This is a genomic window from Modestobacter lapidis (assembly GCF_054780755.1).
Window position 1 is genome coordinate 71,020 of sequence record NZ_BAAGVS010000012.1, and the last position, 22,932, is coordinate 93,951.

The window sequence follows — 22,932 nt, forward strand, 5'->3', positions numbered from 1 at the left end:
GCGATCGTCGTGACAGGCTCGCGTCCATGACCGGACGACTCGTGCTCGGCGGTGCGCCGCTGGGGCAGCCCGGCGACGTCGGGCCCCGGTTGAAGGAGGTGCTCGCCTCGGCCGACGTCCTGGCGGTGGAGGACACCCGCCGGCTGCACCGGCTCGCCGCCGACCTCGGCGTGACCTTCACCGGCCGGCTGGTCAGCTTCCACGAGTCGGTCGAGCAGTCGCGGCTACCCGGTCTGGTGGCCGCGATGCGGGACGGCGCCACGGTGCTGCTGCTCACCGACGCCGGGATGCCCTCGGTCTCCGATCCGGGCTACACGCTGGTCCGCGCCGCGGTGGACGCCGGCATCGTGGTCACCTCGGTGCCCGGGCCCTCCGCCGTCGTGACGGCGCTGGCCGTCTCCGGGCTGCCCTGCGACCGGTTCTGCTTCGAGGGCTTCCTGCCCCGCAAGGGCGGCGAGCGGCGGGCCGCGCTGGCCGCGCTGGCCGCCGAGCCGCGCACGATGGTCTTCTACGAGTCGCCGCACCGGCTGGCCGACGCGCTCGTCGATGCGGCCGCCGCGTTCGGCGACGACCGTCCGGCGGCCGTCTGCCGGGAACTCACCAAGACCCACGAGGAGGTCCGTCGCGGGTCGCTGGCCTCGTTGGCGGCGTGGGCGGCCGAGGGCGTGCGCGGCGAGATCACCCTGGTCGTCGCCGGCGCCGTCGCCGGGCCCTCCTCGCTGTCCCCGGCGGAGCTGGCCGCCGAGGTGGCCATCGAGGAGGCCGCCGGTGCCACCCGCAAGGACGCCATCCGCACCATCGTCGCCCGCACCGGGCTGCCGCGCCGGGTGGTCTACGACGCCGTCGTCGCCGCGAAGAGCCCGTAGCCCCTCGCCGTTGTGCACTCATGGCGGCCTCGGTCGGCAGGGAGGCAGCCCTGGGTGCACAACGGCGTCACCCGCCCAGGGCCACGGCGACCCGCGCCAGGAGCCGGTGCCCATGGTGCAGATCCGCAGCGGTTCCGAAGACCACCCGCCAGCCGGCCGCGGTCAGCCGGTTGAGCCGCGCCCGGTCCCGCCCGAGCTGACCAGGGTCGGCGTGCCAGAGACCGTCGTACTCCAGCGCCACCCGCCGGTCCGGCCAGCCGAAGTCGACCCGCGCCACGAACCGGGCGCCGTCGTACACCCGGAACTGGGCGACCGGGTCCGGCAGCGGGCTGCGCCGCACGAGCAGTCGCACCCTGGTCTCCTGCGGCGACTCCGCCAGTCCGTCGGCCAGCGCGCACACGTCCCGAGCCCGCCGGGAGCCGGGGCCGGTCAGCGAGGCCGCGCACCGGCGGACGGCGTCGAGGTCGACGACGCCGGAGTGGACCAGCCGGTCGACCGCCACGACGCCGTCGTCACCCGGGAGCGCTGCGGCAACGGCGGCGGCCGTCGCCTCGGGTGTCGTCACGGCGACGCCCCGACGCCGGCCGACGGCGCCCGGCGGCAGGACGGCGCGACGCACCCGCAGTCCCGGCACCCGCACCGGGTTGGTGCCCGGGGCGCGGGTGAGCTCGACGTCGTCCGCGGGGCCCGCGAGGTCGACGCCCCACAGCACGGCTGCGCTGCAGCCCGTGACCACCGCGTCCGGCAGCAGCACCCCGGCGGCGGCGCGGGCGCGCAGGGCGTGGGTGACGGCGACGTCCTCGTGCACGTAGACGTCCGGTAGGACCCGGCGCCACGGGCTGCTGCGCAACTGCGCCCGGGTCAGCAGCCCCGCGCCGACGACGGCCGTGCCGCGGAACACCCGCGAGCGGAGCTCGGCGGGGACGACCGGCGGCACGGGCACCGGTGCACCGTGCCGGAGAACGGCCCGCTCCCGGTCCCGTCGTCCACAGGCCTCCGCGATTGTGCGCTCATGGCTGCTTCGACGACCGGAGAGGCAGCCATGGGCCATAACTGCGACGTGCGGGCGGCGTCAGATCCAGCCGCTGCGCTTGAAGCCGCGGTAGAGGGCGAAGCAGAGGCTGAACATCAGCAGCACGCACAGCGGATAGCCGAAGCGCCAGGTGAGCTCGGGCATGTGCTCGAAGTTCATGCCGTAGATCCCGGCCACGAGGGTCGGGGTCGCGATGATGCCGGCCCAGGAGGAGATCTTCCGCATGTCCTCGTTCTGCGCCACCGACGTGCGGGCCAGCGAGGCCTGCAGGATGTTCGACAGCAGCTCGTCGAGGCCGGCCACCTGGTCGCGGGTGCGCAGGGCGTGGTCCTGCACGTCCCGGAAGTAGGAGCGCATGCCGTCGGGCACCAGCTCGTTCGGCCGGTCCACGAGGGTCGACAGCGGCAGCTCCAGCGGTACGACGGCTCGGCGCAGCTGCATGAGCTCCCGCTTCAGCTGGTAGATCCGCGGGGTGTCGTCGGTCCGGGCCGGGCTGAACACCGAGACCTCGAGCTCCTCGACGTCGTCCTCCACCGCCTCGGCGACCGCGACGAAGTCGTCGACGACGTGGTCGGCGACGGCGTACAGGACGGCGGCCGGCCCGTGGCACAGCAGGTCGGGCTGCTGCTCCAGCTGCTGCCGCAGCTCGGCGAGGTCGCCGTGGGTGCCGTGCCGGACGGTGATCACGTGGTGCCGGCCGACGAACACCATGATCTCGCCGGTCACCACCACCTCGCTGGTGGCGGTCAGCTCCTCGTGCTCGGCGTAGCGCGCGGTCTTGAAGACCATGAACAGCGAGTCGTCGTACCGCTCGAGCTTGGGGCGCTGGTGGGCGTAGACGGCGTCCTCGATCGCGAGCGGGTGCAGGCCGTAGTGCTCGCCGATCGCGTTCAGTTCCGCCTCGGAGGGTGCGTAGAGGCCCAGCCAGACGTAGCCGCCGCGCTCCCGGGCCAGCTGCAGCGCCCCGGACGGGTCGACGTCCAGCCGCTTGCCCTGGACGTAGACGGCGCAGTCGACGACGGGGCCGCCGCCGGCGCGCTCGGGGCGCGGCTCACGCGCCTCCCCGGCCGGGCGCGGGCGCAGCGTGACCGGCAGCGCCGCCGGTGCGGAGCGGCCGGTCGCGGTGCCGGTCGTGTTCTCGGTGTCGCTCACCGGACCTCCTCGGTCGTCCTGACGCCGCTGTCGGCCGGGCATGCGGCACCGGCAGCGTAGGCACCGGCCCCCGACAGGACGACGTGGCGGTCGACCGGCCTCGTGCCGACCGGTGCGCGGGGCCTGCGTCGCACCGACCGCTCCCTCACCCGGAGGGGTGAGGCCCTCCTCCGGCAGCGCACCCGCACGGCCGACCTGACTGGTGACAGCCAGTCCTCCGGTCAGGGAGTTCCCGTGCCCAGCACCACCGTCCCCGACGTCGCGCGCGTCGTCCCCCCGGCACGGCCGATCGCCCGCCGGCCCCGCACGCCGCTGCCGGTGGCCGCCGCCGGGCTGCTCGCGGTGGTGGAGTCGCTGGCCCTGCTCGCGGTGGGGCTGACCGGCCTGGACGGCATCTTCGGCACCGCGCTGCGGCCGGACGGCGGCCTGGTGGCCCTCACCCTGCTGCTGCTCGCCGCCTGGGTCGTGCTCTGCGCGGGCGGAGGTGCCGGCCTGGTCGACGGCGCGGGCCGCCTGCTGCTCATCGCGGTCTCCTGCGGGGAGATCGCCCTGCTCCTGGTGCTGACGGTGGCCGGGGTGCTCGGCGTCGGCGGGGTGTGGCTGGTGGTCGGCGGACCACTCGGTGGGCTGCCCCTGCCGGCGCTGACCCTGCTGGCGCTCGCCGTCCCGCTCACCAAGCTGCTGCTGGCCGGCTCGGTCGCGGCGACCGGCTGGCTGGCCGCCGGGCCCCGGCCGCGGGCCGCGCGCCCGGCGCTGCCTCGCCGGCACCGGGTGCTGCGTGGGGTGACCGTGGGCGTGATCGGCCTCGCGCTGACGACGTTCTGCCTCGTCAGCTCCCCGGCCGGCCCGGTCGCCGACCCCGCCACCGCCGCGGTCGACACCGCCCCCTGACGCCGGTCCGGCGGGAACCGGCCGGGCGAGCCGAACTAGTCTCGGACCGTGAGTGACCGACACATCCTGACCGCAGTCGCGTGGCCCTACGCCAACGGCCCGCGGCACATCGGGCACGTCTCGGGCTTCGGCGTGCCCTCCGACGTCTTCAGCCGGTACCACCGGATGGCCGGTGACCAGGTGCTGATGGTCAGCGGCACCGACGAGCACGGGACGCCGATCACCGTGGCGGCGGACGCCGAAGGGGTTCCCCCGCGGCAGATCGCCGACCGGAACAACCGGGTCATCGTCAACGACCTGGCCAGCCTGGGCATGAGCTACGACCTGTTCACCCGGACGACGACGGCCAACCACGCCGCGGTCAGCCAGGAGATCTTCCTCGGCCTGCTGAAGAACGGCTACGTCTTCCCGCAGACGACGCTGGGTGCGATCAGCCCGTCCACCGGCCGCACGCTGCCCGACCGCTACATCGAGGGCACCTGCCCGATCTGCGGCTACGACGGCGCCCGCGGCGACCAGTGCGACAACTGCGGCAACCAGCTCGATCCGGTCGACCTGATCAACCCGGTCAGCCGGATCAACGGCGAGACCCCGAAGTTCGTCGAGGAGGAGCACTACTTCCTCGACCTGCCGGCATTCACCCGCGCGCTGGGCGACTGGCTGGGCACCCGGAAGAGCTGGCGGCCCAACGTCCTGAACTTCAGCGTCAACCTGCTCGACGACCTCAAGCCGCGCAGCTACACCCGGGACATCGACTGGGGCGTGCCGGTGCCGCTGGACGGCTGGCGCGACCGGCCGGACAAGCGCATCTACGTGTGGTTCGACGCCGTCGTCGGCTACCTGTCCGCGTCCATCGAGTGGGCCCGCCGCTCCGGCGACCCCGAGGCCTGGCGGCAGTGGTGGCAGTCGCCGGAGTCCGACGCCTACTACTTCATGGGCAAGGACAACATCGTCTTCCACTCCGAGATCTGGCCGGCCCAGCTGCTCGGGTACAACGGCGCGGGTGACAAGGGCGGGACGCCGGGCTCCTACGGGCGGCTGAACCTGCCCACCGAGGTGGTGTCCAGCGAGTTCCTGACCATGGAGGGGCGCAAGTTCTCCTCCTCCCGGCAGGTGGTCATCTACGTCCGTGACTTCCTGGCCCGCTACGACGCCGACGCGCTGCGCTACTTCATCGCCGTCGCCGGACCGGAGACCCAGGACACCGACTTCACCTGGGCGGAGTTCCTGCGGCGCAACAACGACGAGCTGGTCGCCGGCTGGGGCAACCTGGTCAACCGCTCGGTGTCGATGGCGGCCAAGAACGTCGGCGCCGTCCCCACCCCGGGCGAGCTGACCGATGCCGACCGGGCGCTGCTCGCGACGACGTCGGGCGCGTTCGGGCCGGTGGGCGACCTGCTGTCGCGCAACCGGCAGAAGGCCGCGGCCACCGAGGCGATGCGGGTGGTGGGCGAGGCGAACAAGTACCTGTCCGACCAGGCGCCGTGGAAGCTCAAGGAGGACCCGGCCCGCCGGGACACCGTGCTGCACACCGCGCTGCAGGCGATCAAGGACTGCAACACCCTGCTGACGCCGTTCCTGCCGCACTCGTCGCAGCAGGTGCACGAGCTGCTCGGCGGCACCGGGATCTGGTCGGTGGTGCCCCGGGTCGAGGAGGTCACCGACCTCGACGACGGCTCGCCCTACCCGATCATCACCGGCCCCTACGGGGAGGCGCAGGCGGTCTGGGGCTCCACGCCGCTGGCCGCGCCGGGCACGCCCCTGGCCCCGCCGAAGCCGGTGTTCACCAAGCTCGACCCGTCGGTGGTCGACGAGGAGCTCGCCCGGCTGGAAGAGGGCGGCGCGGGCGGCCGGGCGGACGGCGAGGCGTGAGCACACCACCGGCCAAAGTCGCGACTTTGGCCCTGTCCGGGAGGCCGAGCGGGCCGCACCGCAGGGCCAAAGTCGCGACTTTGGCCCTCAGGTGAGCCGGTCGGCCGGCTCCCGGGCCAACCGGCGGGGGGAGCCGCCACCGTCGCCGGAGCCGCTGCCCGCGCCGGCGGTCGACAGCCACACGCACCTCGACATCGCCGTGGGCGGCGAGGATCGGCAGCCCACGGACGCCGAGGTCGACGGGGCGGTCGCGGAAGCGGTGGCGGTGGGCGTGCCACGGCTGGTCCAGGTCGGTGTGGACGTCGCCTCCTCGCGCTGGTCGGCCGCGCTGGCCGCCCGCCGTCCGGAGGTGCTGGCCGCCGTCGCGCTGCACCCCAACGAGGCCGGCGCCGGTGCGTCGACCGACGGGGCGCTGGCCGAGATCGACCGGCTGGCGGCGCTGCCCCGGGTGCGGGCCGTGGGGGAGACCGGGCTGGACCGCTACCGCACCGGCCCCGAGGGCTGGGCGGCCCAGGAGGCGTCCTTCCGGGCGCACATCGACATCGCCAAGCGGCACGGCATCGCGCTGGTCATCCACGACCGCGACGCCCACGACGAGGTGCTGCGCGTTCTCGAGGAGGAGGGGGCCCCGGAGCACACGGTGCTGCACTGCTTCTCCGGGGACGCCGCGTTCGCGCGGGCGTGCATCGAGCGCGGCTACGTGCTGTCCTTCGCCGGAACGCTGACCTTCGGCAACGCCGGCCGGCTGCGGGAGGCCGCGGCGCTGACGCCGATGGATCGGTTGCTGGTCGAGACCGACGCACCGTTCCTCACCCCGGCCCCGCTGCGCGGCCGGCCCAACTCCTCCCGGCTCGTGCCGCACACCGTCCGTGCCCTGGCCGACCTCACCGGCGCCCCGCTGGACCAGCTCTGCGACGCCCTCACCACGAACGCGGAGCGGGTGTTCGGCGCCTGGGGTTGACACCCGGCGCCGTCACACAGCTAAGAAGGGCACACTGTTCGGTGTGGGCCGTCTCATCGCCGTCGTGCTCTTCATCGCCCTGATGGTGCCCGCCGGGCTGCTCGTCCGCGGGTGGTCACTGGCCGCCGGCCGTCGTGCCGTCGCAGGTGCCGCCGTCGAGTTCGTCACGCCCTCGCAGGCGGGCGCCGCCGAACTGACCCGGCAGGCCGTGCACGGTCGCCGGGTGCGGCAGCTGGGCCTGGTCCTGGGCGTGCTGGCGGTGGTCGCCAGCATCGTGATCTTCGCCGAGGCGTCGGTCTTCCTGTGGGTGCCGGCGCTCGCCACGGGGTTGCTGCTGGGGGTGCTGCTGGCCGAGGCCAGCCGGCCCCGCCCGCGCTGGGCCCTCTCGTCCCCGGCGCGCCGGCCCCGCCGGGGTGACCAGCTCTCGCCGTGGCTGCTGTGGACGATGCGCGGTGCCGTCGCCGGCGAGGTGTTCACCGCCGTCCTGCTCGCCGACGACCTCGGCACGCCGGTCACCGGAACGGCGCTCGCCGTGCCACTGGTCGCCTGGCTGCTGGCGGAGGTGGCGCTGCTGCGCGTGCTGGTCCGGCCGGTGCCGGCCGAGGGGGCCGACGTGCCGGTCGACGAGGCGCAGCGCACCTGGACGGCGCACCTGGTCGTGGCGGCGGCCAGCACGCTGGCCCTGCTGCCGCTGGGCAGCCTGCTGCTGGTCGCCGGGCTGGGGCAGGGCGAGGTGGTCGGCGGCGACGGGGCCGGCCTGGTGCCGGTCGCGCTGGTGGCCGGTGGCTTCTCCGCGCTGTTGGCCGGCCTGGCCGTCGCGGTGTTCCTGACCACCTGGCTGCGCCCGGTGCGGCAGAGCAGCCGGGCCCTGGCGGGCTGACCTCCCGGGTTGCCCGGGGGCGGCCCAGCCGTTGTGTGGGCCTCACCACTGATCATCTGCCCGATCCGCCGCCGAAACGCCGACCCGGTGTGACGCTGTGTACCGGCGCGCCTGCGCAACGACTTGTCGACAGGGCGCTTTACTGCCGGAGCACGGTTGTCTTCCGAACCGCGTTCGTTATCGTGTCGTGACCGACCAGCCGGGGTGGGAACTCCCAGGCGGCCGGCCCGGGTATCCCGGGCAGGCCACCGTCGGGGCGTACGACGACGGACCGCCGCCTCCGGGCCGGGTCTGTGGCGTGCTGCCCACGTTCCCTGCCCGGACCTGTGACCACGTGGATGTGTTGTGCGCCGTTCGTTGAAGCTCAGTCTCTTCGCCCTGGTTCTGGCGGGCCTGGTGGGTGGATCCTTCGCCTACTTCGTCGCCCAGAAGTCGGTGACCCTCACCATCGACGGGCAGTCGCGCGAGGTGAGCACCTACGCCTCGACCGCGGGCGAGATCCTCGCCGACGAGGGGCTGAGCCCGGCGGCGCACGACGTCGTCCTGCCGGCGCCGGACCAGGCTGTCCGCGACGGTGACACCGTCGTCCTGAACCGGGCCCGCCCGCTGGCGCTGACCGTGGACGGCGTCCGGAGCGAGGTCTACACCACCGCGCTGTCCGTGGAGGCCGCGCTGGAGCAGCTCGGCTACCGCGAGGACGACCTCGTCCTGTCCGCCAGCCGCAGCGAGCGCCTCCCGCTCGACGGGATGGACCTGGCCATCCAGACCCCCAAGGCCGTGACCCTGGTGGCCGACGGGCAGCAGCGCGTCGTCAACACCATCGCCGCCACCGCCGGCGAGCTGCTCGCCGAGCAGGGCATCGCCCTCTCCCCGACCGACCGGACCAGCCTCGCCGCGACCCAGCCCCTGATGAACGCCATGGTCCTGCGGGTCTCGCGGATCCAGGTCACCGACGTGGCCGAGGTCCAGCCGATCGACTACCAGACCGTCGAGACCCCGGACGCCGGGGCGCTCGAGGGCACCCGCACCGTCACGCAGCGGGGTGTCGAGGGCGCGCAGACCGTCACCTTCCGGGTCACCGTGACCGACGGTGTCGAGACGGCGCGCGAGCAGGTCGGCGTCACGGTCACCACCGCGCCGGTCGACCAGCAGGTCGCTGTCGGCACGAAGCCCAAGCCGGAGCCGGCCCCCGCCGCCGGTGGTGCCCCGGCCACCGCCGACGGCCTCAACTGGGCCGCGCTGGCCAAGTGCGAGTCCGGCGGCCGCCCCGACGCGGTGAGCGGCACCGGCAAGTACCGCGGCATGTACCAGTTCTCGCAGAGCACCTGGAACGCCGTCGGCGGCTCCGGTGACCCGGCCGCGGCCTCGGCGGCGGAGCAGACGCAGCGGGCGCAGATGCTGTACGCCCGCTCCGGTGCCGGCCAGTGGCCGCACTGCGGCCCGCGCCTGTTCGGCTGAGCAGACACGACGCCCTGAACGCAGCACCGCAGTCCGACGGGCTGCTGGGCCCGGCCGCGATCCGCGATCTGGCCCGGCAGCTCGACCTGCGCCCCACCAAGGCGCTGGGGCAGAACTTCCTGCACGACGCCAACACCATCCGGCGGATCGTCCGGACCGCCGGGCTGTCGGCGGACGACGTCGTCTGCGAGGTCGGTCCCGGCCTCGGGTCGCTGACCCTGGGCCTGCTACCGGCCTGCGCGGGCGTGACCGCCGTGGAGATCGACCCCCGGCTGGCCGACCAGTTGCCGCACACCGTCGCCGCGCGCACCCCGCAGTTCGCCGACCGGCTGACCGTGGTCACCGCGGACGCGCTCCGGGTGACCGGGCTCCCCGGGCCGCCCGCTACCGCGCTGGTGGCGAACCTGCCCTACAACATCGCCGTCCCGGTGCTGCTGCACCTGCTCGAGCTGCTGCCGTCGGTCCGCACCGCGCTGGTGCTGGTGCAGGCCGAGGTGGCCGACCGGCTGGCGGCCGCGCCTGGAACCGCTGCCTACGGCGTCCCGAGCGCGAAGGCCGCCTGGTACGCCGACGTCCGCCGGGCCGGGAACGTGCCGCGCCCGGTCTTCTGGCCGGCTCCCAACGTCGACTCCGGCCTGGTCGCGCTCACCCGCCGGCCGGCTCCGGCCGGCGACCGCGCGGCGACCTTCGCCGTCATCGACGCCGCCTTCGCCATGCGCCGCAAGGGGCTGCGCGCCGCCCTCGCCCGCTGGGCGGGCAGCCCGGCGGCCGCCGAGACCCGGCTGCGTGCGGCCGGCATCGACCCGACCACGCGCGGTGAGCAGTTGTCGGTCACCGACTTCGCCCGGCTGGCCGCCACCGCCCCGGTGCCGGGCGAGGGTCGGTAGCGCGTGCTCCGCTCGGCGGGGAGGGTGTGCCGGTGAGCAACGCGATGACCGGTGGCCCGAGACGGATCGCCGGCGACGGTGCCGTGGTGGCCCGCGCCCCGGCCAAGGTCAACGTGCACCTGCGGGTCGGCCCGCTGCGCCCCGACGGGTTCCACGAGCTCTCGACGGTCTACCTCGCCGTCTCCCTCTTCGACACCGTCACCGCCCGCCCGGGTGAGGGGATCGCGCTCACCGTCCGCGGCGAGGGCAGCGCGGCCGGGCAGGGGCCGGCGAGCGTGCCGACCGACCGCCGCAACCTGGTCTGGCAGGCCGCCGAACTGCTCGCCCGGCACGCCGGGGTGGCCGCCGACGCACACCTGGACGTCGACAAGTCGATCCCGGCCGCGGCGGGACTGGCCGGCGGCAGCGCCGACGCCGCAGCCACCCTGGTCGCCCTGGACGCGCTCTGGGGCACCCGGGCGACGCGCGGCGACCTCGCCGGCCTGGCCGCCCAGCTGGGCAGCGACGTGCCCTTCAGCCTGATGGGTGGCGTCGCCCTGGGCACCGGCCGCGGCGAGCAGCTCTCGCCGGTGCTGGCCCGGCGCCGCTGCGACTGGGTGCTGGGCATCGCCGGCGAGGGGCTGTCCACGCCGACGGTCTACGGCGAGCTGGACGCCATGCGCACCGACGGCACGGCCGCGCCGCACGCCGAGGGGGCCGGGGACGCCGCGGAGCCGGTGATCGCCGCGCTGCGCAGCGGCCCGACGTCGGCGCTGGCGGCCACGCTGACCAACGACCTGCAGGCCCCGGCCGTCCGGCTGCGCCCCGAACTGCGCCGGGCGCTGCAGGCGGCCGCCGAGGCCGGCGCGCGGGCCGCGGTGGTCAGCGGCTCGGGCCCCACGGTGGCCGCGCTGGCCGAGGACGAGGACGCCGCCGTCCGGCTCGCCGCGAGCCTGGCCGGGGCCGGGGTGTTCCGGACGGTGCGGGCCGTGCACGGGCCGGTGCCGGGCGCCCGGCTGGTGGGCTGAACCGCACCTGCCGGTGGGGGAGCTACCGCGGGTCGGGAGCCGGCCGCGGCGGGCCGACCAGTTGCGGCCGGGTCTCCAGGTGGGCCAGGCCGTTGTAGGCCAGGTTCACCAGGTGCGCGGCGACCTGCCGCTTGCCCGGCGTCCGGCTCTCCAGCCACCACTGGCCGACCAGCGCCACCATGCCGACCAGCGCCTGGCTGTACAGCTCCGCGGCGCGCGGGTCGTACCCGTTCGTGCTGAACTGCGCGGCCAGGATGTGCTCGACCTTGCGGGCCACCTCGCTGATCAGCGAGGAGAAGGTGCCCGACGTCGCGATCGGGGAGTCGCGGGTGAGCACCCGGAAGCCGTCGGTCTCGTCCTCGATGTACTCCAGCAGCACCAGGGCCGCGCGCTCCAGCAGCTCGCGAGGGTGCCCGCCGGAGGACAGCGTCGAGGTGAACCGGTCGAGCAGTCGCTGCATCTCCCGGTCCACGACGACGGCGTACAGGCCCTCCTTGCCGCCGAAGTGCTCGTAGACCACGGGCTTGGAGACGTCGGCGCGGGTGGCGATCTCCTCGATGGAGGTGGCCTCGTAGCCGCGCTGGGCGAACAGCTCGCGCCCGACGTCCAGCAGCTGCTGCCGACGCTGCGCGCCGGTCATCCGCACCCGGGGCCGGGACCCGCCCGCGGTGTCCGGTGTGGTCATGCCCTCATCGTCCTCCGCGCCCCCGGAGGGGGCCGGTCGGCGTGCCGCGGCGCTCCTGCTGTCCCCCGGGCAGGTGACGGCCACGCCGACCGCTGGTGCCCGGGCGACGTCCCGGCCCTAGGCTCAGGCGCGGGCCACCGGTTCCACCGGCACGTCCGGGTCGAGGCGACTCGTCCGGGGCGCCGGCGCGGGTGGCCGGCGATGGGGGATGGGGTAATCGGCAGCCCGCCGGCCTTTGGAGCCGTGCAGTCTCGGTTCGAGTCCGAGTCCCCCAGCCACAGCCGCGTGCGCCGTCCAGCGCCGGACGACCGCGGCGCGCCCGGCCGGCCGACCTGCCGCCCGGCACCAGTCCACGAACCACCAGCCGAGGAGTCACGTGAGTCTGCAGGAGCCCCCGGTGGGCACCACCCCCGCCGAGCCGGTCGTCGCGGCCGTCGTCGTCCTGGCTGCCGGCCAGGGCACCCGGATGCGGTCCCGGACCCCGAAGGTGCTGCACGCGCTGGGCGGGCGCTCGATGCTCGGTCACGTGCTCGCCGCCGCCGCTCCACTGGCCGCAGCGCGTACGGCCGTCGTCGTCGGCTCGGGCCGCGAGCAGGTCACCGCCCACCTGGCCGAGGCCGCCCCGTCGGCCCTGGCCGTCGTGCAGGAGGAGCAGAACGGGTCCGGTCACGCGGCCGCGGTCGCGCTCGACGCGCTGCCCGACGTGGCCGGGCCGGTGCTCATCGTCAACGGGGACGCCCCGCTGCTCCGGCCGGAGACGCTGGCCGGGCTGGTCGCCGCGCACCGCGCCGCCGGCGACGCGCTGACCGTGCTCACCGCCGAGGTGGCCGAGCCGACCGGCCTCGGCCGGATCGTCCGGGACACCGGGGGCGCGGTGCAGCGCATCGTCGAGGAGAAGGACGCCGACGACGCGCAGCGGGCGATCACCGAGGTCAACGCCGGGGTCTACGTCGGCGACGCGGGGACCGTCCGGGAGGCGCTGACCCGCGTCGGGTCGGCCAACCAGCAGGGTGAGCAGTACCTGACCGACGTCCTCGGGCTGCTGGTCGCCGACGGGCGGCGGGTCGGTGGGCACCGCGCGGACGACCCGGCCGACACCCTCGGCTGCAACGACCAGCGCGAGCTCGCCGACCGGCGCCGGACGCTCAACGACCGGGTGCTCGACCGCCTGATGCGGGACGGCGTGGTCGTCGTCGACCCGCGCACCACCTGGGTGGACGTGACCGTGGAGGTGGCCCCCGAGGTCGTGCTGCACCCGGGCACCCAGTTGCTGGGCGCCACCACCGTCGCGGCCGGCGCGGTCGTCGGACCGGACACCACGCTCACCGACACCGAGGTGGGGGAGCGGGCCTCGGTCGTGCGGGCGCACTGCCAGCTCGCCGTCGTCGGCGACGACGTCTCCGTCGGGCCGTTCGCCTACCTGCGCCCCGGCACCCGGCTGGCCCGCGGATCGAAGGTCGGCACCTTCGTCGAGACGAAGAACGCCCAGCTGGGCGAGGGCTCCAAGGTTCCGCACCTGAGCTACGTCGGGGACGCCACCATCGGTGCGGGCACCAACATCGGCGCGGCGACCGTCTTCGTGAACTACGACGGCGTCGCGAAGCACCACACCACGATCGGCAGCCACGCGCGCACCGGCGCGGACAACATGTTCGTCGCTCCGGTGCAGGTCGGCGACGGTGCGTACACCGCCGCCGGGTCGGTGATCACCGAGGACGTCCCCGCCGGGGCGATGGCCGTCGCCCGGGGCCGGCAACGCAATGTGGCAGGCTGGGTCGCGCTCCGACGCCCTGGGACGCGAGCTGCCGAGGCGGCGGCCGAGGCTGCGGCGGAGACTGGTGGGGGCGGGCAAGCCGGGAGCCGGGCCACCGGCTCGGCGCCGGACGACGAGCGGTAGGGACAAGCAGATGAGCGCCATCAGGCAGACCACCAACAAGAGCCTGATGCTCTTCTCCGGGCGCGCGTACCCGGAGCTGGCCGGGGAGATCGCCGGTCACCTCGGGGTGACGCCGACGCCCACCGCGGCGTACGAGTTCGCCAACGGCGAGCTGTTCGTCCGGTTCGAGGAGTCGGTACGCGGCTGCGACGCCTTCGTGGTGCAGAGCCACACCGCGCCGATCAACACCTGGCTCATGGAGCAGTTGATCATGGTCGACACGCTCAAGCGTGCCTCGGCCAAGCGGATCACCGTGGTGGCGCCGTTCTTCCCCTACGCCCGGCAGGACAAGAAGCACCGCGGCCGGGAGCCGATTTCCGCCCGGCTGGTGGCCGACATGTTCAAGACCGCGGGCGCCGACCGGCTCATGTCGGTGGATCTGCACACCGCGCAGATCCAGGGCTTCTTCGACGGCCCGGTCGACCACCTCTTCGCCATCGATCTGCTGGTCGGCGAGATCTGCCGCAAGTGGGGCGATCGCGACCTCACCGTCGTCTCGCCCGACTCCGGCCGGGTCCGGGTGGCCGAGCGCTGGACCGACAAGCTCGGCGGCACCCCGCTGGCCTTCATCCACAAGACCCGCGACATGACCCAGCCCAACCAGGTCGTCGCCAACCGCGTGGTCGGTGAGGTCGAGGGCCGGGTCTGCATCCTCGTCGACGACATGATCGACACCGGCGGCACGATCGTCGCCGCGGCCGAGACGCTGTTCGCCGCCGGCGCCGCCGACGTGATCATCGCCGCCACCCACGGGGTGCTGTCCGGACCGGCGGTCGACCGGCTGAAGAACAGCCGGGTCAGCGAGGTCATCGTCACCAACACGCTGCCGATCGAGCCGGAACGGCGCTTCGACAAGCTGACCGTGCTGCCCATCGCCCCGCTGCTCGCCCGGGCCATCAGGGAGGTCTTCGAGGACGGCTCGGTGACCAGCCTGTTCGACGGGGCGTCGTAGCCTCCGGCGAGATCGGGAATGTGGGGGTGCGCAACCCACGTCGAGGCCCCCACGACTCCGATCTCGGTGCTGGGCGGCCGCGATGGGTGCTGTAACCTCGTTCCCGTTGCCCGGCGAGGGAGACGGTCCGACCGTGCTCCGTGATCGACGTGCGTCTGCCCTCACCGGGTGTGCCGCGCCCGTGCGCCGGCTCCAGACCCGATCCACCTGTTGAGGAGCACATCACCGTGGCTGACTTCCGCCTCGAGGCACAGACCCGCACCGAGTTCGGCAAGGGCAGCGCCCGCCGCACCCGCCGGGAGGGCCGCGTCCCCGGCGTCCTCTACGGCCACGGCCAGGACGTCGTCCACCTGTCCCTGCCGGCCCGCGAGTTCGCCGCGGCCCTGCGCAACGGCGGCACCAACGCGCTGCTGACCATCGTGCTCGACGGCAAGGAGCAGCTCGCGCTGACCAAGGCCGTCCAGCGCGACCCGATCAGCCGGATCCACGAGCACGTCGACCTGCTGCTGGTCCGCCGCGGTGAGAAGACCACCGTCGACGTCCCGGTGATCATCGTGGGCTCCCCGGCTCCCGACACGATCAGCAACCACCAGCTGAACAGCGTCTCCCTCGAGGCCGACGCCACCGACCTGCCCGAGTCGATCGAGGTCGACATCACCGGCCGTACCGCCGGCAACGGCATCACCGCCGGCGACCTGCCGCTGCCGGCCGGCGCCAGCCTGATCACCGACCCCGAGGCGCTGGTCATCGGCTTCCTCGGCGCCCCGACCGCCGAGCAGCTCGAGGCCGAGCTGGAAGAGGCCGAGGCCGAGGTCGGCATCGAGCGCGAGGAGTCCGACACCGACGGCGACGTCGTCCCCGAGCCGCAGGACCAGGGCAGCGGTGAGTCCATGGACTCCGCCTCGAAGTCCGCCGACGCCTGAGCACGGCGCAGACCGGGGAACAGGGCTGAGCGAGAGCACGACCCGCGGGGGCGCCGGCAGTGCCGGCGCCCCCGCGGCGTCTTCCCAGCCGCCCTCCACGGGCCCCTTCCTGGTCGTCGGCCTGGGCAATCCGGGGCCGGGCTACGCCGGGAACCGGCACAACGTGGGCGCCATGGTGCTGGCCGAGCTCGCCGCCCGGGCAGGCGTCCGGCTGTCACCGGGCAAGGGGGCCCGGGCGCGGGCGATCTCCGGTGAGGGCCGGCTGGCCGGGCGCCGGGTGGTGCTGACCCAGCCGACCACGTACATGAACGAGTCCGGCGGACCGGTGCGCGGCCTGCTGGACTACCACCACCTGCCGGCCACCGATCTGGTGGTGCTGCACGACGAGCTCGACCTCCCCTTCGAGGTGGTGCGGCTCAAGCGCGGCGGGGGCGAGGGCGGGCACAACGGGCTCCGCTCGATCTCCCGCTCGACCGGCACCCGCGACTACCTCCGGGTGCGGATCGGCATCGGCCGCCCGCCCGGCCGGCAGGACCCGGCCGACTTCGTGCTGAAGGACTTCTCCGCGACCGAGCGCAAGACGCTCGACCTGCTGGTCGCCGAGGCCGCGGACGCCGCGGAGCTGCTCCTCGAGCGGGGGCTGGAAGCAGCTCAGAACGTGGTCCACCCGCGCAGCTGAGCGCACGCTGCGGAGCCATGCCCACGAACGGGTGGCCCGGCCGGGCGAGGTCGTTCCCCTTCGGGTGAACCCTGGGCGAGCGGATTGCCCCGGTCGTCACGCACGGTGATGGTTGTCGTGTCGCCGACCGACGACCGCCGCCGGACCTGCAGCACCTGGGTCCGGGCGCGGAACTCCTGGCGACGGTCCGTGACCGCCGGAGTGCCAGGGAGATGACGTGCTGCTGGAACGCGCAGAGCTGACCGAGCGCATCGGGCGCGCCCGGGCCGTGCCGAGCCCACGCCACTCCCCGGAACAGCTGCGTCCCGCCCAGGTCGCGCCGCGGGGAGCCCGCCGGTGGGTCCGCCGGTACCAGGGTCTGCTGCTGGGTGCCGAGATCGCGATCGCCGGCGCCGTCGGTGCCGTGGTCCTGGGCGCGGCGGCCGAGCCGGTGTCGGCGGCCACCGGCCTGTTCTGGGCCAGCCTCTCCCTCGTCGCCGCCTGGCCGGCCCTGCTCGCCGCCTGTGGCGCCTACGACCAGCGGGTCTTCGGCTCCGGCAGCGAGGAGTTCCGCCGGGTGGGCCGCGCCGGCCTGGTGCTGCTCGCGCTCCTCGGGTTCATCTCCTACGCCGCCGGGCTCGACCTCAGCCGGGCCCTGGTGGTCGTCGCCGTCCCGGCCCTCGCCGTCGTCACCTCGGCCGAGCGCTACGTCAGCCGGCAGTTCGTGCAACGGCAGCGGCAGCAGGGGCGGTGCCTGAAGCGCGTCGTCGTGGTGGGCCGCGGCGGCGCCGTCCTGGAGCTCGTGGACCGGCTGCGCCGGACCCAGCACGCCGGGCTGGACGTCGTGGGCGTCTGCGTGACCCCCGACGACCGGAGCCGGGTCGCGCAGGCGGTCGACCTGCCGGTCGGCGGCCTGCAGGACGTGCTCGCCACTGCCGCACTCACCTCGGCCGACGCCGTCGCCGTCACGTCGGCCAGCGAGACGGCCGCCCAGTACCTCCGCACGCTCAGCTGGCAGCTGGAGGGCAGCGGCCTGGAGCTGCTGGTCGCCCCCGGCCTGGTCGAGGTGGCCGGTCCCCGGCTGCACATCCGTCCCTTCGACGGGCTCCCGCTGCTGTCGGTCGAGCAGCCCCGCTTCACCGGCTGGCGGCGGGTGGTCAAGGACGGCCTCGACCGGTCCGCGGCGCTGGGCGCCCTGGTGCTCCTGCTGCCGGTGTTCCTGGCCATCGGACTGGCCGTCCGGCAGTCCGGCCCCGGCCCGGTCTTCTACCGGCAGCAGCGCGTGGGCCTGAACGGCGTGCCGTTCACCATGCTGAAGTTCCGCAGCATGGTGACCGGCGCCGACCAGCAGGTGACCGGGCTCAGCGACGGCAACGACGCCGACGGGCTGCTGTTCAAGATGCGCGCCGACCCGCGGGTGACCCCGGTGGGGCGCTGGCTGCGCCGGCTGTCACTGGACGAGCTGCCCCAGCTGGTCAACGTGCTGCGCGGTGACATGTCCCTGGTGGGCCCCCGGCCGCCGCTGCCCACCGAGGTCGCCCGCTACGACACCTCGGTGAGCCGCCGGCTGCTGGTCAAGCCGGGCCTGACCGGGCTCTGGCAGATCTCCGGGCGCAGCGACCTGCCGTGGGAGGAGGCCGTCCGGCTCGACCTGCGGTACGTGGAGAACTGGTCGCTGGCGATGGACCTGCACATCCTCTGGCGCACGGCCCGCGCCGTCGTCAGCGCCTCGGGGGCGTACTGACCCCCGGCACCCGGACGTGTCCGCCCGATCATCCGTCCGGGTGACGCCGTCCCGGGACGGCGCGATGTCCGGCCGTCCCGGGTCGATGGTCGACGGGGAAGGGGTCGGAACCCGGGACCGGGCAGCGGCCCGTGCCCACCGGGACCACCCGCCACTGCCGGCCCGAGGTCGCGCCGGCCGCGAGACGACGCAGCACAGAACGGAGTGACACCGATGGCCCGAGGCACATCCGGGAAGCTGAGCGTGGCCCTGGTGGGCACGCGCGGCGTCCCCGCCCGGTACGGAGGTTTCGAGACCGCCGTCGAGGAGGTCGGGCTCCGGCTGGCCGACCGCGGTCACCGCGTCGTCGTCTACTGCCGGACGGCGCCCGGTGACCGGTCCGCGCCGCCGGCGACGCACCTGGGCATGGACCTGGTCCACCTGCCCGCGGCGCGCAAGCGGTCCCTGGAGACGCTCAGCCACTCCGCCCTGTCGGTCGGCCACCTGCTGGCCCACCGGACCGATGCGGCGATCGTGTTCAACGCGGCCAACTCACCGCTGCTCCCGGTGCTGCGCGCCGCGCGGATCCCGGTCGCCACCCACGTCGACGGGCTGGAGTGGAAGCGGGCCAAGTGGGGCCCCACCGGTCAGCGCTACTACCGGGCCGCGGAGGCGATGGCCGTCCGCTGGTCCGACGCGCTGATCGCCGACGCCGAGGGCATCGCCGACTACTACCGGCGCGAGTTCTCCGCGCCCACCACGCTGCTCACCTACGGCGCCCCGATGATCGACCCGGGCGACGACCGGCTCGCCGAGCTCGGCCTCGAGCCCGGCGGCTTCCACCTGGTGGTCGCCCGGTTCGAGCCGGAGAACCACGTCGACGTGATCGTCGACGGCTACCGCCGCAGCGGGGCGACCAGGCCGCTGGTCGTCGTCGGGTCGGCGCCGTACTCCGACGCGTACACCGAGCGGGTGCACTCCCTGGCCGACGACCGGGTCCGCTTCCTGGGCGGCGTCTGGGACCAGCGCCAGCTCGACCAGCTCTACGCGCACAGCTACACCTACCTGCACGGGCACTCGGTCGGCGGGACGAACCCCTCGCTGCTGCGCGCCATCGGCGCCGGTGCTGCCGTGCTGGCCTTCGACGTCGACTTCAACCGCGAGGTCGTGGCCGAGGCGGGGCGCTACTTCACCGACGCCGCCGACGTGGCCGCGGCCGTCGAGGCCGCCGAGGGTGACCCGGCCGAGGTCGGGCGCAACGGCGCCCGGTCCCGGGAGCTGGCGGCCGACTACGACTGGGACGACGTCGCCACCGGCTACGAGGAGCTCGCCCGCCGGCTGGCCGGCCGGCAGTTCCCGCGCCGGCGGCCCAGCGGCCGGCGCTGCCCGCAGCGCGAGCGGCAGATCGCGACCGTCGTGCCGTTCCCGCGTCAGCGGGCCGCCGGGGAGCCCGTGCCCGACGTGGCCGCCGAGGCGCAGACCCCGGTGGCCGGGGTCGGGCAGTGACCGCGACGGCCCCCGACCTGCGGCCCGCACCTGCTCCCGGGCCGGGCCCGCGGGCGACCGGGGAGACCTTCGGCCAGACCCTCGGTCGCCTGGCGGCGGCGCAGAAGGGCGCGACCGGCGCGCCCGCCTACTCCCGGTTCGTGAACCGCAGGCTCGGCCGGCTCCTCGCCGCGGTCGCCTACCACCTGGGTCTCACCCCGAACGCGGTCACCGGCATCAGCGCCGCGTGCACCGCCACCGGCATCGCGCTGATCGCACTGCGGCCGCCGACCTGGACGCTGGGTGCCGTCATCGCCGCCTGCCTCGTCGTCGGCTATGCGCTGGACGCCGCGGACGGCCAGCTGGCCCGGCTGCGCGGCGGTGGCTCACCGGCCGGTGAGTGGCTCGACCACATGGTCGACGCGGTCAAGGCCTCCAGCCTGCACCTGGCCGTGCTGATCGGGATGTACCGCAACGACCTCGTCGAGCCGGCGCTGCTGCTGGTGCCGATCGGCTACTGCGTCGTCGACGCGGTCACCTACTTCGGCACGATGCTCAACGAGGCGCTGCGCGCCCAGCACGGTGCGCCGACCCGGGCCCAGCGCTCCGACCAGCGGCCGAGCGTGCTCCGGTCGCTGCTCGTGCTGCCCACCGACTACGGCCTCCTCTGCTGCTTCTTCCTGGTCCTCGGCGCGCCGGCGCTCTTCGTCCCCCTGTACACCCTCCTCTTCCTGGCGGCGGCGGCCTTCCTGCTGCTCGCCTCGGTCAAGTGGTTCCGCGAGATCGGCAGGCTGCCCCGATGAACACCCCCCAGCTCTCCCGCCCGGCGTGGACCCGCCGGCGCCTGCTGCTGAGCGGGCTCGCCGCGGCGGTCCTGGTCGCGGTGGTCACTCTCGCCCTGGTCGTGACCGGCTCCGGCGACGGCGGGAACGCCAGCGCGACGGCCGCGACGACGGCGCCGCCCTCGGGGGTCGTCGTCCCGACCGGCACCGTGGCCCCGGACGAGACGGTCGTCCCCGCGCCGCCCACGCCGGTCCCGGCCGGGCCGACCAGCGACGCCGACGCGTTGCCGCCCAGCCTGCCCGCCGTACCCCTCGACCAGCCCGCCGCCGTCGGCAACGGCATCACCGGGGCCGTGGTGTCGCTCGAGGCCATCGACGGGACGGCGCAGGGCCCCGGCAACGTCGCCGGCCCGGCGCTGCGGGCGACCGTGCGGATCAGCAACGACACAGCCGAGCCGGTGTCCCTGGACGCCGTCACGGTCGACCTCGCCACCGGCACCGACCTGACGCCCGCCTCGCCGCTGGACGACCCGTCGGAGCTGCCGTTCCGCGGGACCGTCGCCCCGGGGGAGGCGGCCGAGGGCCGCTACGTCTTCACCGTGCCGGTGGATGCCCGCGCGGTCGTCACGCTCTCGGTCGGGTACCAGGCCGGCGCGCCGTTCCTGGTGTTCACCGGACCGGCGGCCTGACCCGTGGCCGCCGTCCCGACGCAGCCCCGGGTGCTGGTCGTCCACCCCGGGGCCGAGCTGTACGGCGCCGACCGGGTGCTGCTGGCCTCGGCGGCCGCCCTGGCCACCCGCTTCGACGTCACGGTCGCGCTGCCGGGACCCGGGCCGCTCGTCGCTGAGCTCGAGGCGCGCGGGGTGCGGGTCGCCCTCTGCCGGATGCCGGTGCTGCGCAACGCCGCGCTGCGGCCCCGCGGTGCCCTCCGGCTGCTCGGCGACGCCGTGCTCGGGCTGGTGCCGGCCCTCCGGCTGATCCGGCGGCACGGCGCCGACGGCGTCTACGTCAACACCCTGACCCTGCCGTCCTGGCCGCTGCTCGCGCGGCTCGCCGGCCGGCGCTCGGTCTGCCACGTGCACGAGGCGGAGGAGTCGGCGCCGCGGCTGCTGCGGCGGGCGATGGCCGTGTGCCCGTCGCTGGCCGACCGGGTGGTGGCCAACAGCGCGTTCTGCCTCGACGTCCTGACCGATGTCGCCCCCCGGTTGCGGGCGCGCAGCACCGTCGTCCACAACACCGTCCCGGCGCCGGCCGAGGTGCGGCCGGCCCGCGCGGAGCTCGACGGTCCGCTGCGGCTGCTGTTCGTGGGCCGGCTGTCGCCGCGGAAGGGACCACAGGTCGCCCTCGCCACGCTGCAGGAGCTGCTGGCGCGCGGGGTGGACGCGCGGCTGGGGCTGCTCGGCTCGGTGTTCGAGGGCTACGAGTGGTTCGAGGCCGAGCTGCGCGCCACGGTCGAGGAGCACGGCCTGGGCCACCGGGTCGAGTTCCTGGGGTTCCGCGCCGACATCTGGCCGCACCTGGCCGACGCCGACGTGGTGCTGGTGCCCTCGGTCAAGGAGGAGTCCTTCGGCAACACCGCGGTGGAGGCGGTGCTCGCCGCCCGGCCGCTCGTGGTCAGCGACCACAGCGGTCTCCGTGAGGCCGCCGCGGGCTACGCCAGCGCGCAGTCGGTGCCCGCCGGACGGACGGCCGAGTGGGCCGACGCCGTCCAGCGGGTGGCCGCGGACTGGGCCACCTTCCGGAACGCCGCCTGCGACGACGCCCGGGAGGCCCGCCGCCGGCACGCACCCCAGCGGTACCGGGACGGACTCGTCGCGGTGCTGACCTCGCTCGGCGGCGCCCGTCCGGTCCCGCCCGCGGCGCCCGCGGAGCCCGCGGCGCCCGCCGAGCCCGTGGTGGCGACGGCGGGGGACCGGCCGGCCTGACCGCCCGTCCCGCCGCACCTTCCGGGGGATGACGACAGCACCACCCCGCCGGCGCACTGCCGGCGTACACCTCGCTCTTCGACCAGGGGGAACCACCGTGCTCGACAACTCCGCGATCTCCGCCGGCCGGGTCCGGACGGCCACCCCGCCGGTGTTCATGTACCACTCGATCAGCCCGTCGACCCGGCCCGACCCGCACCGGCTGCGCGTCTCCCCGGCGCGGCTGGACCGGCACCTGCGGCTGCTGCGCCGGCTGGGGCTACGGGGGGTGTCGCTCTCCGAGCTGCTGCGCGCCGCGGACCGCGGCGCGGCCCGCGGGCTCATCGGGCTGACCTTCGACGACGGCTACACCGACTATCTCGAGCACGCTCTGCCGGTACTCCAGCGGCACGGGATGACCAGCACGCTCTACGTGGTCGCCGGCCGCCTGGGCGGCAGCAACGAGTGGGACGACGGCCCCCGACTGGGCCTGATGGACGCCGACCAGGTGCGCGCCGTCGCCGCCGCCGGGCAGGAGGTGGGCAGCCACACGATGACCCATCCGCACCTGGCCGGCGCCGGCGCCGGCACCCTGGCCGCGGAGATCGGCGGCAGCCGCGAGGTCCTGGCCGACGTCCTGCAGGCCGAGGTGGCCGGCTTCTGCTATCCCTACGGCGAGTTCGACGACGCCGCGGCCGACGCCGTCCGGGCGGCCGGCTACGACCACGGATGCGTCATCGGCGACTACGACCCGGGCGACCGGTTCACCCTGCCCCGCTGCTACATCAGCCCCCGCGACACCGCCGCGCACCTGATCGCGCGGATCGCCCGGCACTCGGTGCGGCTGCGGCTGCACTGAGCTCCGCCGTACCCCGCG

The 22,932-nt window shown here is 74.9% G+C and carries 21 protein-coding genes and 1 tRNA gene; 19 read left to right on the forward strand and 3 right to left on the reverse strand.

Annotated elements, in window-relative coordinates:
* Positions 1-26 precede the first annotated feature (26 nt).
* Positions 27-866 carry a 16S rRNA (cytidine(1402)-2'-O)-methyltransferase gene (gene rsmI, locus ACYVG5_RS13625; protein ID WP_222049524.1) on the forward strand — a complete coding sequence of 280 codons (840 nt, stop codon included), beginning with the start codon at positions 27-29 and terminating at the stop codon, positions 864-866.
* A 67-nt stretch (positions 867-933) separates the two neighbouring features.
* Here the strand turns inward: rsmI and ACYVG5_RS13630 are convergent, their stop codons facing one another.
* Both ACYVG5_RS13630 and corA read right to left on the reverse strand, forming a co-directional pair.
* Positions 934-1,809, reverse strand: a complete 876-nt coding sequence (locus ACYVG5_RS13630) for an endonuclease domain-containing protein (RefSeq protein WP_222049525.1) — start codon at positions 1,807-1,809, stop codon at positions 934-936.
* 129 nt (positions 1,810-1,938) lie between these two features.
* Positions 1,939-3,051, reverse strand: coding sequence for a magnesium/cobalt transporter CorA (gene corA / locus ACYVG5_RS13635; RefSeq protein WP_460683249.1), 1,113 nt, complete (start codon positions 3,049-3,051; stop codon positions 1,939-1,941).
* A 234-nt stretch (positions 3,052-3,285) separates the two neighbouring features.
* Here corA and ACYVG5_RS13640 point away from each other — a divergent pair, with 234 nt between their 5' ends.
* The 7 genes from ACYVG5_RS13640 (at position 3,286) to ACYVG5_RS13670 (ending at position 11,007) form a co-directional block, all read left to right on the forward strand.
* Positions 3,286-3,942, forward strand: a complete 657-nt coding sequence (locus ACYVG5_RS13640; RefSeq protein ID WP_222049528.1) for a hypothetical protein — start codon at positions 3,286-3,288, stop codon at positions 3,940-3,942.
* Positions 3,943-3,990: 48 nt separating this feature from the next.
* Positions 3,991-5,814: a methionine--tRNA ligase gene (gene metG, locus ACYVG5_RS13645; protein WP_222049529.1), complete on the forward strand. Its 1,824-nt coding sequence runs from the start codon at positions 3,991-3,993 to the stop codon at positions 5,812-5,814.
* 91 nt (positions 5,815-5,905) lie between these two features.
* Positions 5,906-6,775 carry a TatD family hydrolase gene (locus tag ACYVG5_RS13650; RefSeq protein ID WP_222049530.1) on the forward strand — a complete coding sequence of 290 codons (870 nt, stop codon included), beginning with the start codon at positions 5,906-5,908 and terminating at the stop codon, positions 6,773-6,775.
* 43 nt (positions 6,776-6,818) lie between these two features.
* Entirely contained in the window at positions 6,819-7,655 is an 837-nt protein-coding gene (locus tag ACYVG5_RS13655; protein WP_222049531.1) for a hypothetical protein, read from the forward strand.
* Positions 7,656-8,000: 345 nt separating this feature from the next.
* Positions 8,001-9,113 (forward strand): resuscitation-promoting factor, encoded by a 1,113-nt coding sequence (locus ACYVG5_RS13660; protein WP_222049532.1) that lies wholly within the window; start codon positions 8,001-8,003, stop codon positions 9,111-9,113.
* The gene (gene rsmA / locus ACYVG5_RS13665; protein ID WP_222049533.1) at positions 9,080-10,000 is read left to right on the forward strand and encodes a 16S rRNA (adenine(1518)-N(6)/adenine(1519)-N(6))-dimethyltransferase RsmA; all 921 of its coding nucleotides are present in this window, start codon (positions 9,080-9,082) and stop codon (positions 9,998-10,000) included. The genes ACYVG5_RS13660 and rsmA overlap by 34 nt, the downstream gene beginning before the upstream one ends.
* 32 nt (positions 10,001-10,032) lie before the next feature.
* The gene (locus tag ACYVG5_RS13670) at positions 10,033-11,007 is read left to right on the forward strand and encodes a 4-(cytidine 5'-diphospho)-2-C-methyl-D-erythritol kinase (protein ID WP_222049534.1); all 975 of its coding nucleotides are present in this window, start codon (positions 10,033-10,035) and stop codon (positions 11,005-11,007) included.
* Between the two features lie 22 nt (positions 11,008-11,029).
* Here the strand turns inward: ACYVG5_RS13670 and ACYVG5_RS13675 are convergent, their stop codons facing one another.
* On the reverse strand, positions 11,030-11,692 hold the full coding sequence (locus ACYVG5_RS13675) for a TetR family transcriptional regulator (RefSeq protein WP_246630649.1): 663 nt from the start codon (positions 11,690-11,692) through the stop codon (positions 11,030-11,032).
* A 202-nt stretch (positions 11,693-11,894) separates the two neighbouring features.
* Between ACYVG5_RS13675 and ACYVG5_RS13680 the strand changes: the two genes are divergently transcribed.
* The 11 genes from ACYVG5_RS13680 to ACYVG5_RS13730 all read left to right on the forward strand — a co-directional run bounded on the left by ACYVG5_RS13680 (position 11,895) and on the right by ACYVG5_RS13730 (position 22,914).
* A tRNA-Gln gene (locus ACYVG5_RS13680) sits at positions 11,895-11,970 on the forward strand.
* Between the two features lie 98 nt (positions 11,971-12,068).
* A complete protein-coding gene (gene glmU, locus ACYVG5_RS13685) occupies positions 12,069-13,589 on the forward strand; it encodes a bifunctional UDP-N-acetylglucosamine diphosphorylase/glucosamine-1-phosphate N-acetyltransferase GlmU (RefSeq protein ID WP_460683250.1) in 1,521 nt (506 codons plus the stop codon).
* A gap of 10 nt (positions 13,590-13,599) precedes the next feature.
* On the forward strand, positions 13,600-14,580 hold the full coding sequence (locus ACYVG5_RS13690) for a ribose-phosphate diphosphokinase (protein ID WP_222049535.1): 981 nt from the start codon (positions 13,600-13,602) through the stop codon (positions 14,578-14,580).
* A gap of 227 nt (positions 14,581-14,807) precedes the next feature.
* A complete protein-coding gene (locus ACYVG5_RS13695) occupies positions 14,808-15,503 on the forward strand; it encodes a 50S ribosomal protein L25/general stress protein Ctc (RefSeq protein ID WP_222049536.1) in 696 nt (231 codons plus the stop codon).
* 121 nt (positions 15,504-15,624) lie between these two features.
* The gene (pth, locus tag ACYVG5_RS13700; RefSeq protein WP_246630685.1) at positions 15,625-16,182 is read left to right on the forward strand and encodes an aminoacyl-tRNA hydrolase; all 558 of its coding nucleotides are present in this window, start codon (positions 15,625-15,627) and stop codon (positions 16,180-16,182) included.
* Between the two features lie 217 nt (positions 16,183-16,399).
* Positions 16,400-17,905, forward strand: coding sequence for a sugar transferase (locus ACYVG5_RS13705; RefSeq protein ID WP_460683251.1), 1,506 nt, complete (start codon positions 16,400-16,402; stop codon positions 17,903-17,905).
* 213 nt (positions 17,906-18,118) lie between these two features.
* Positions 18,119-19,390, forward strand: coding sequence for a DUF1972 domain-containing protein (locus ACYVG5_RS13710; protein WP_222049538.1), 1,272 nt, complete (start codon positions 18,119-18,121; stop codon positions 19,388-19,390).
* Positions 19,387-20,172 (forward strand): CDP-alcohol phosphatidyltransferase family protein, encoded by a 786-nt coding sequence (locus tag ACYVG5_RS13715; RefSeq protein WP_460683252.1) that lies wholly within the window; start codon positions 19,387-19,389, stop codon positions 20,170-20,172. Before ACYVG5_RS13710 ends, ACYVG5_RS13715 begins: the two co-directional genes overlap by 4 nt.
* Positions 20,169-20,840, forward strand: a complete 672-nt coding sequence (locus tag ACYVG5_RS13720) for a hypothetical protein (RefSeq protein ID WP_222049539.1) — start codon at positions 20,169-20,171, stop codon at positions 20,838-20,840. The genes ACYVG5_RS13715 and ACYVG5_RS13720 overlap by 4 nt, the downstream gene beginning before the upstream one ends.
* 3 nt (positions 20,841-20,843) lie before the next feature.
* Positions 20,844-22,076, forward strand: coding sequence for a glycosyltransferase (locus ACYVG5_RS13725; protein ID WP_222049540.1), 1,233 nt, complete (start codon positions 20,844-20,846; stop codon positions 22,074-22,076).
* Positions 22,077-22,173: 97 nt separating this feature from the next.
* Positions 22,174-22,914 carry a polysaccharide deacetylase family protein gene (locus ACYVG5_RS13730; RefSeq protein ID WP_460683253.1) on the forward strand — a complete coding sequence of 247 codons (741 nt, stop codon included), beginning with the start codon at positions 22,174-22,176 and terminating at the stop codon, positions 22,912-22,914.
* Positions 22,915-22,932 lie beyond the last annotated feature (18 nt).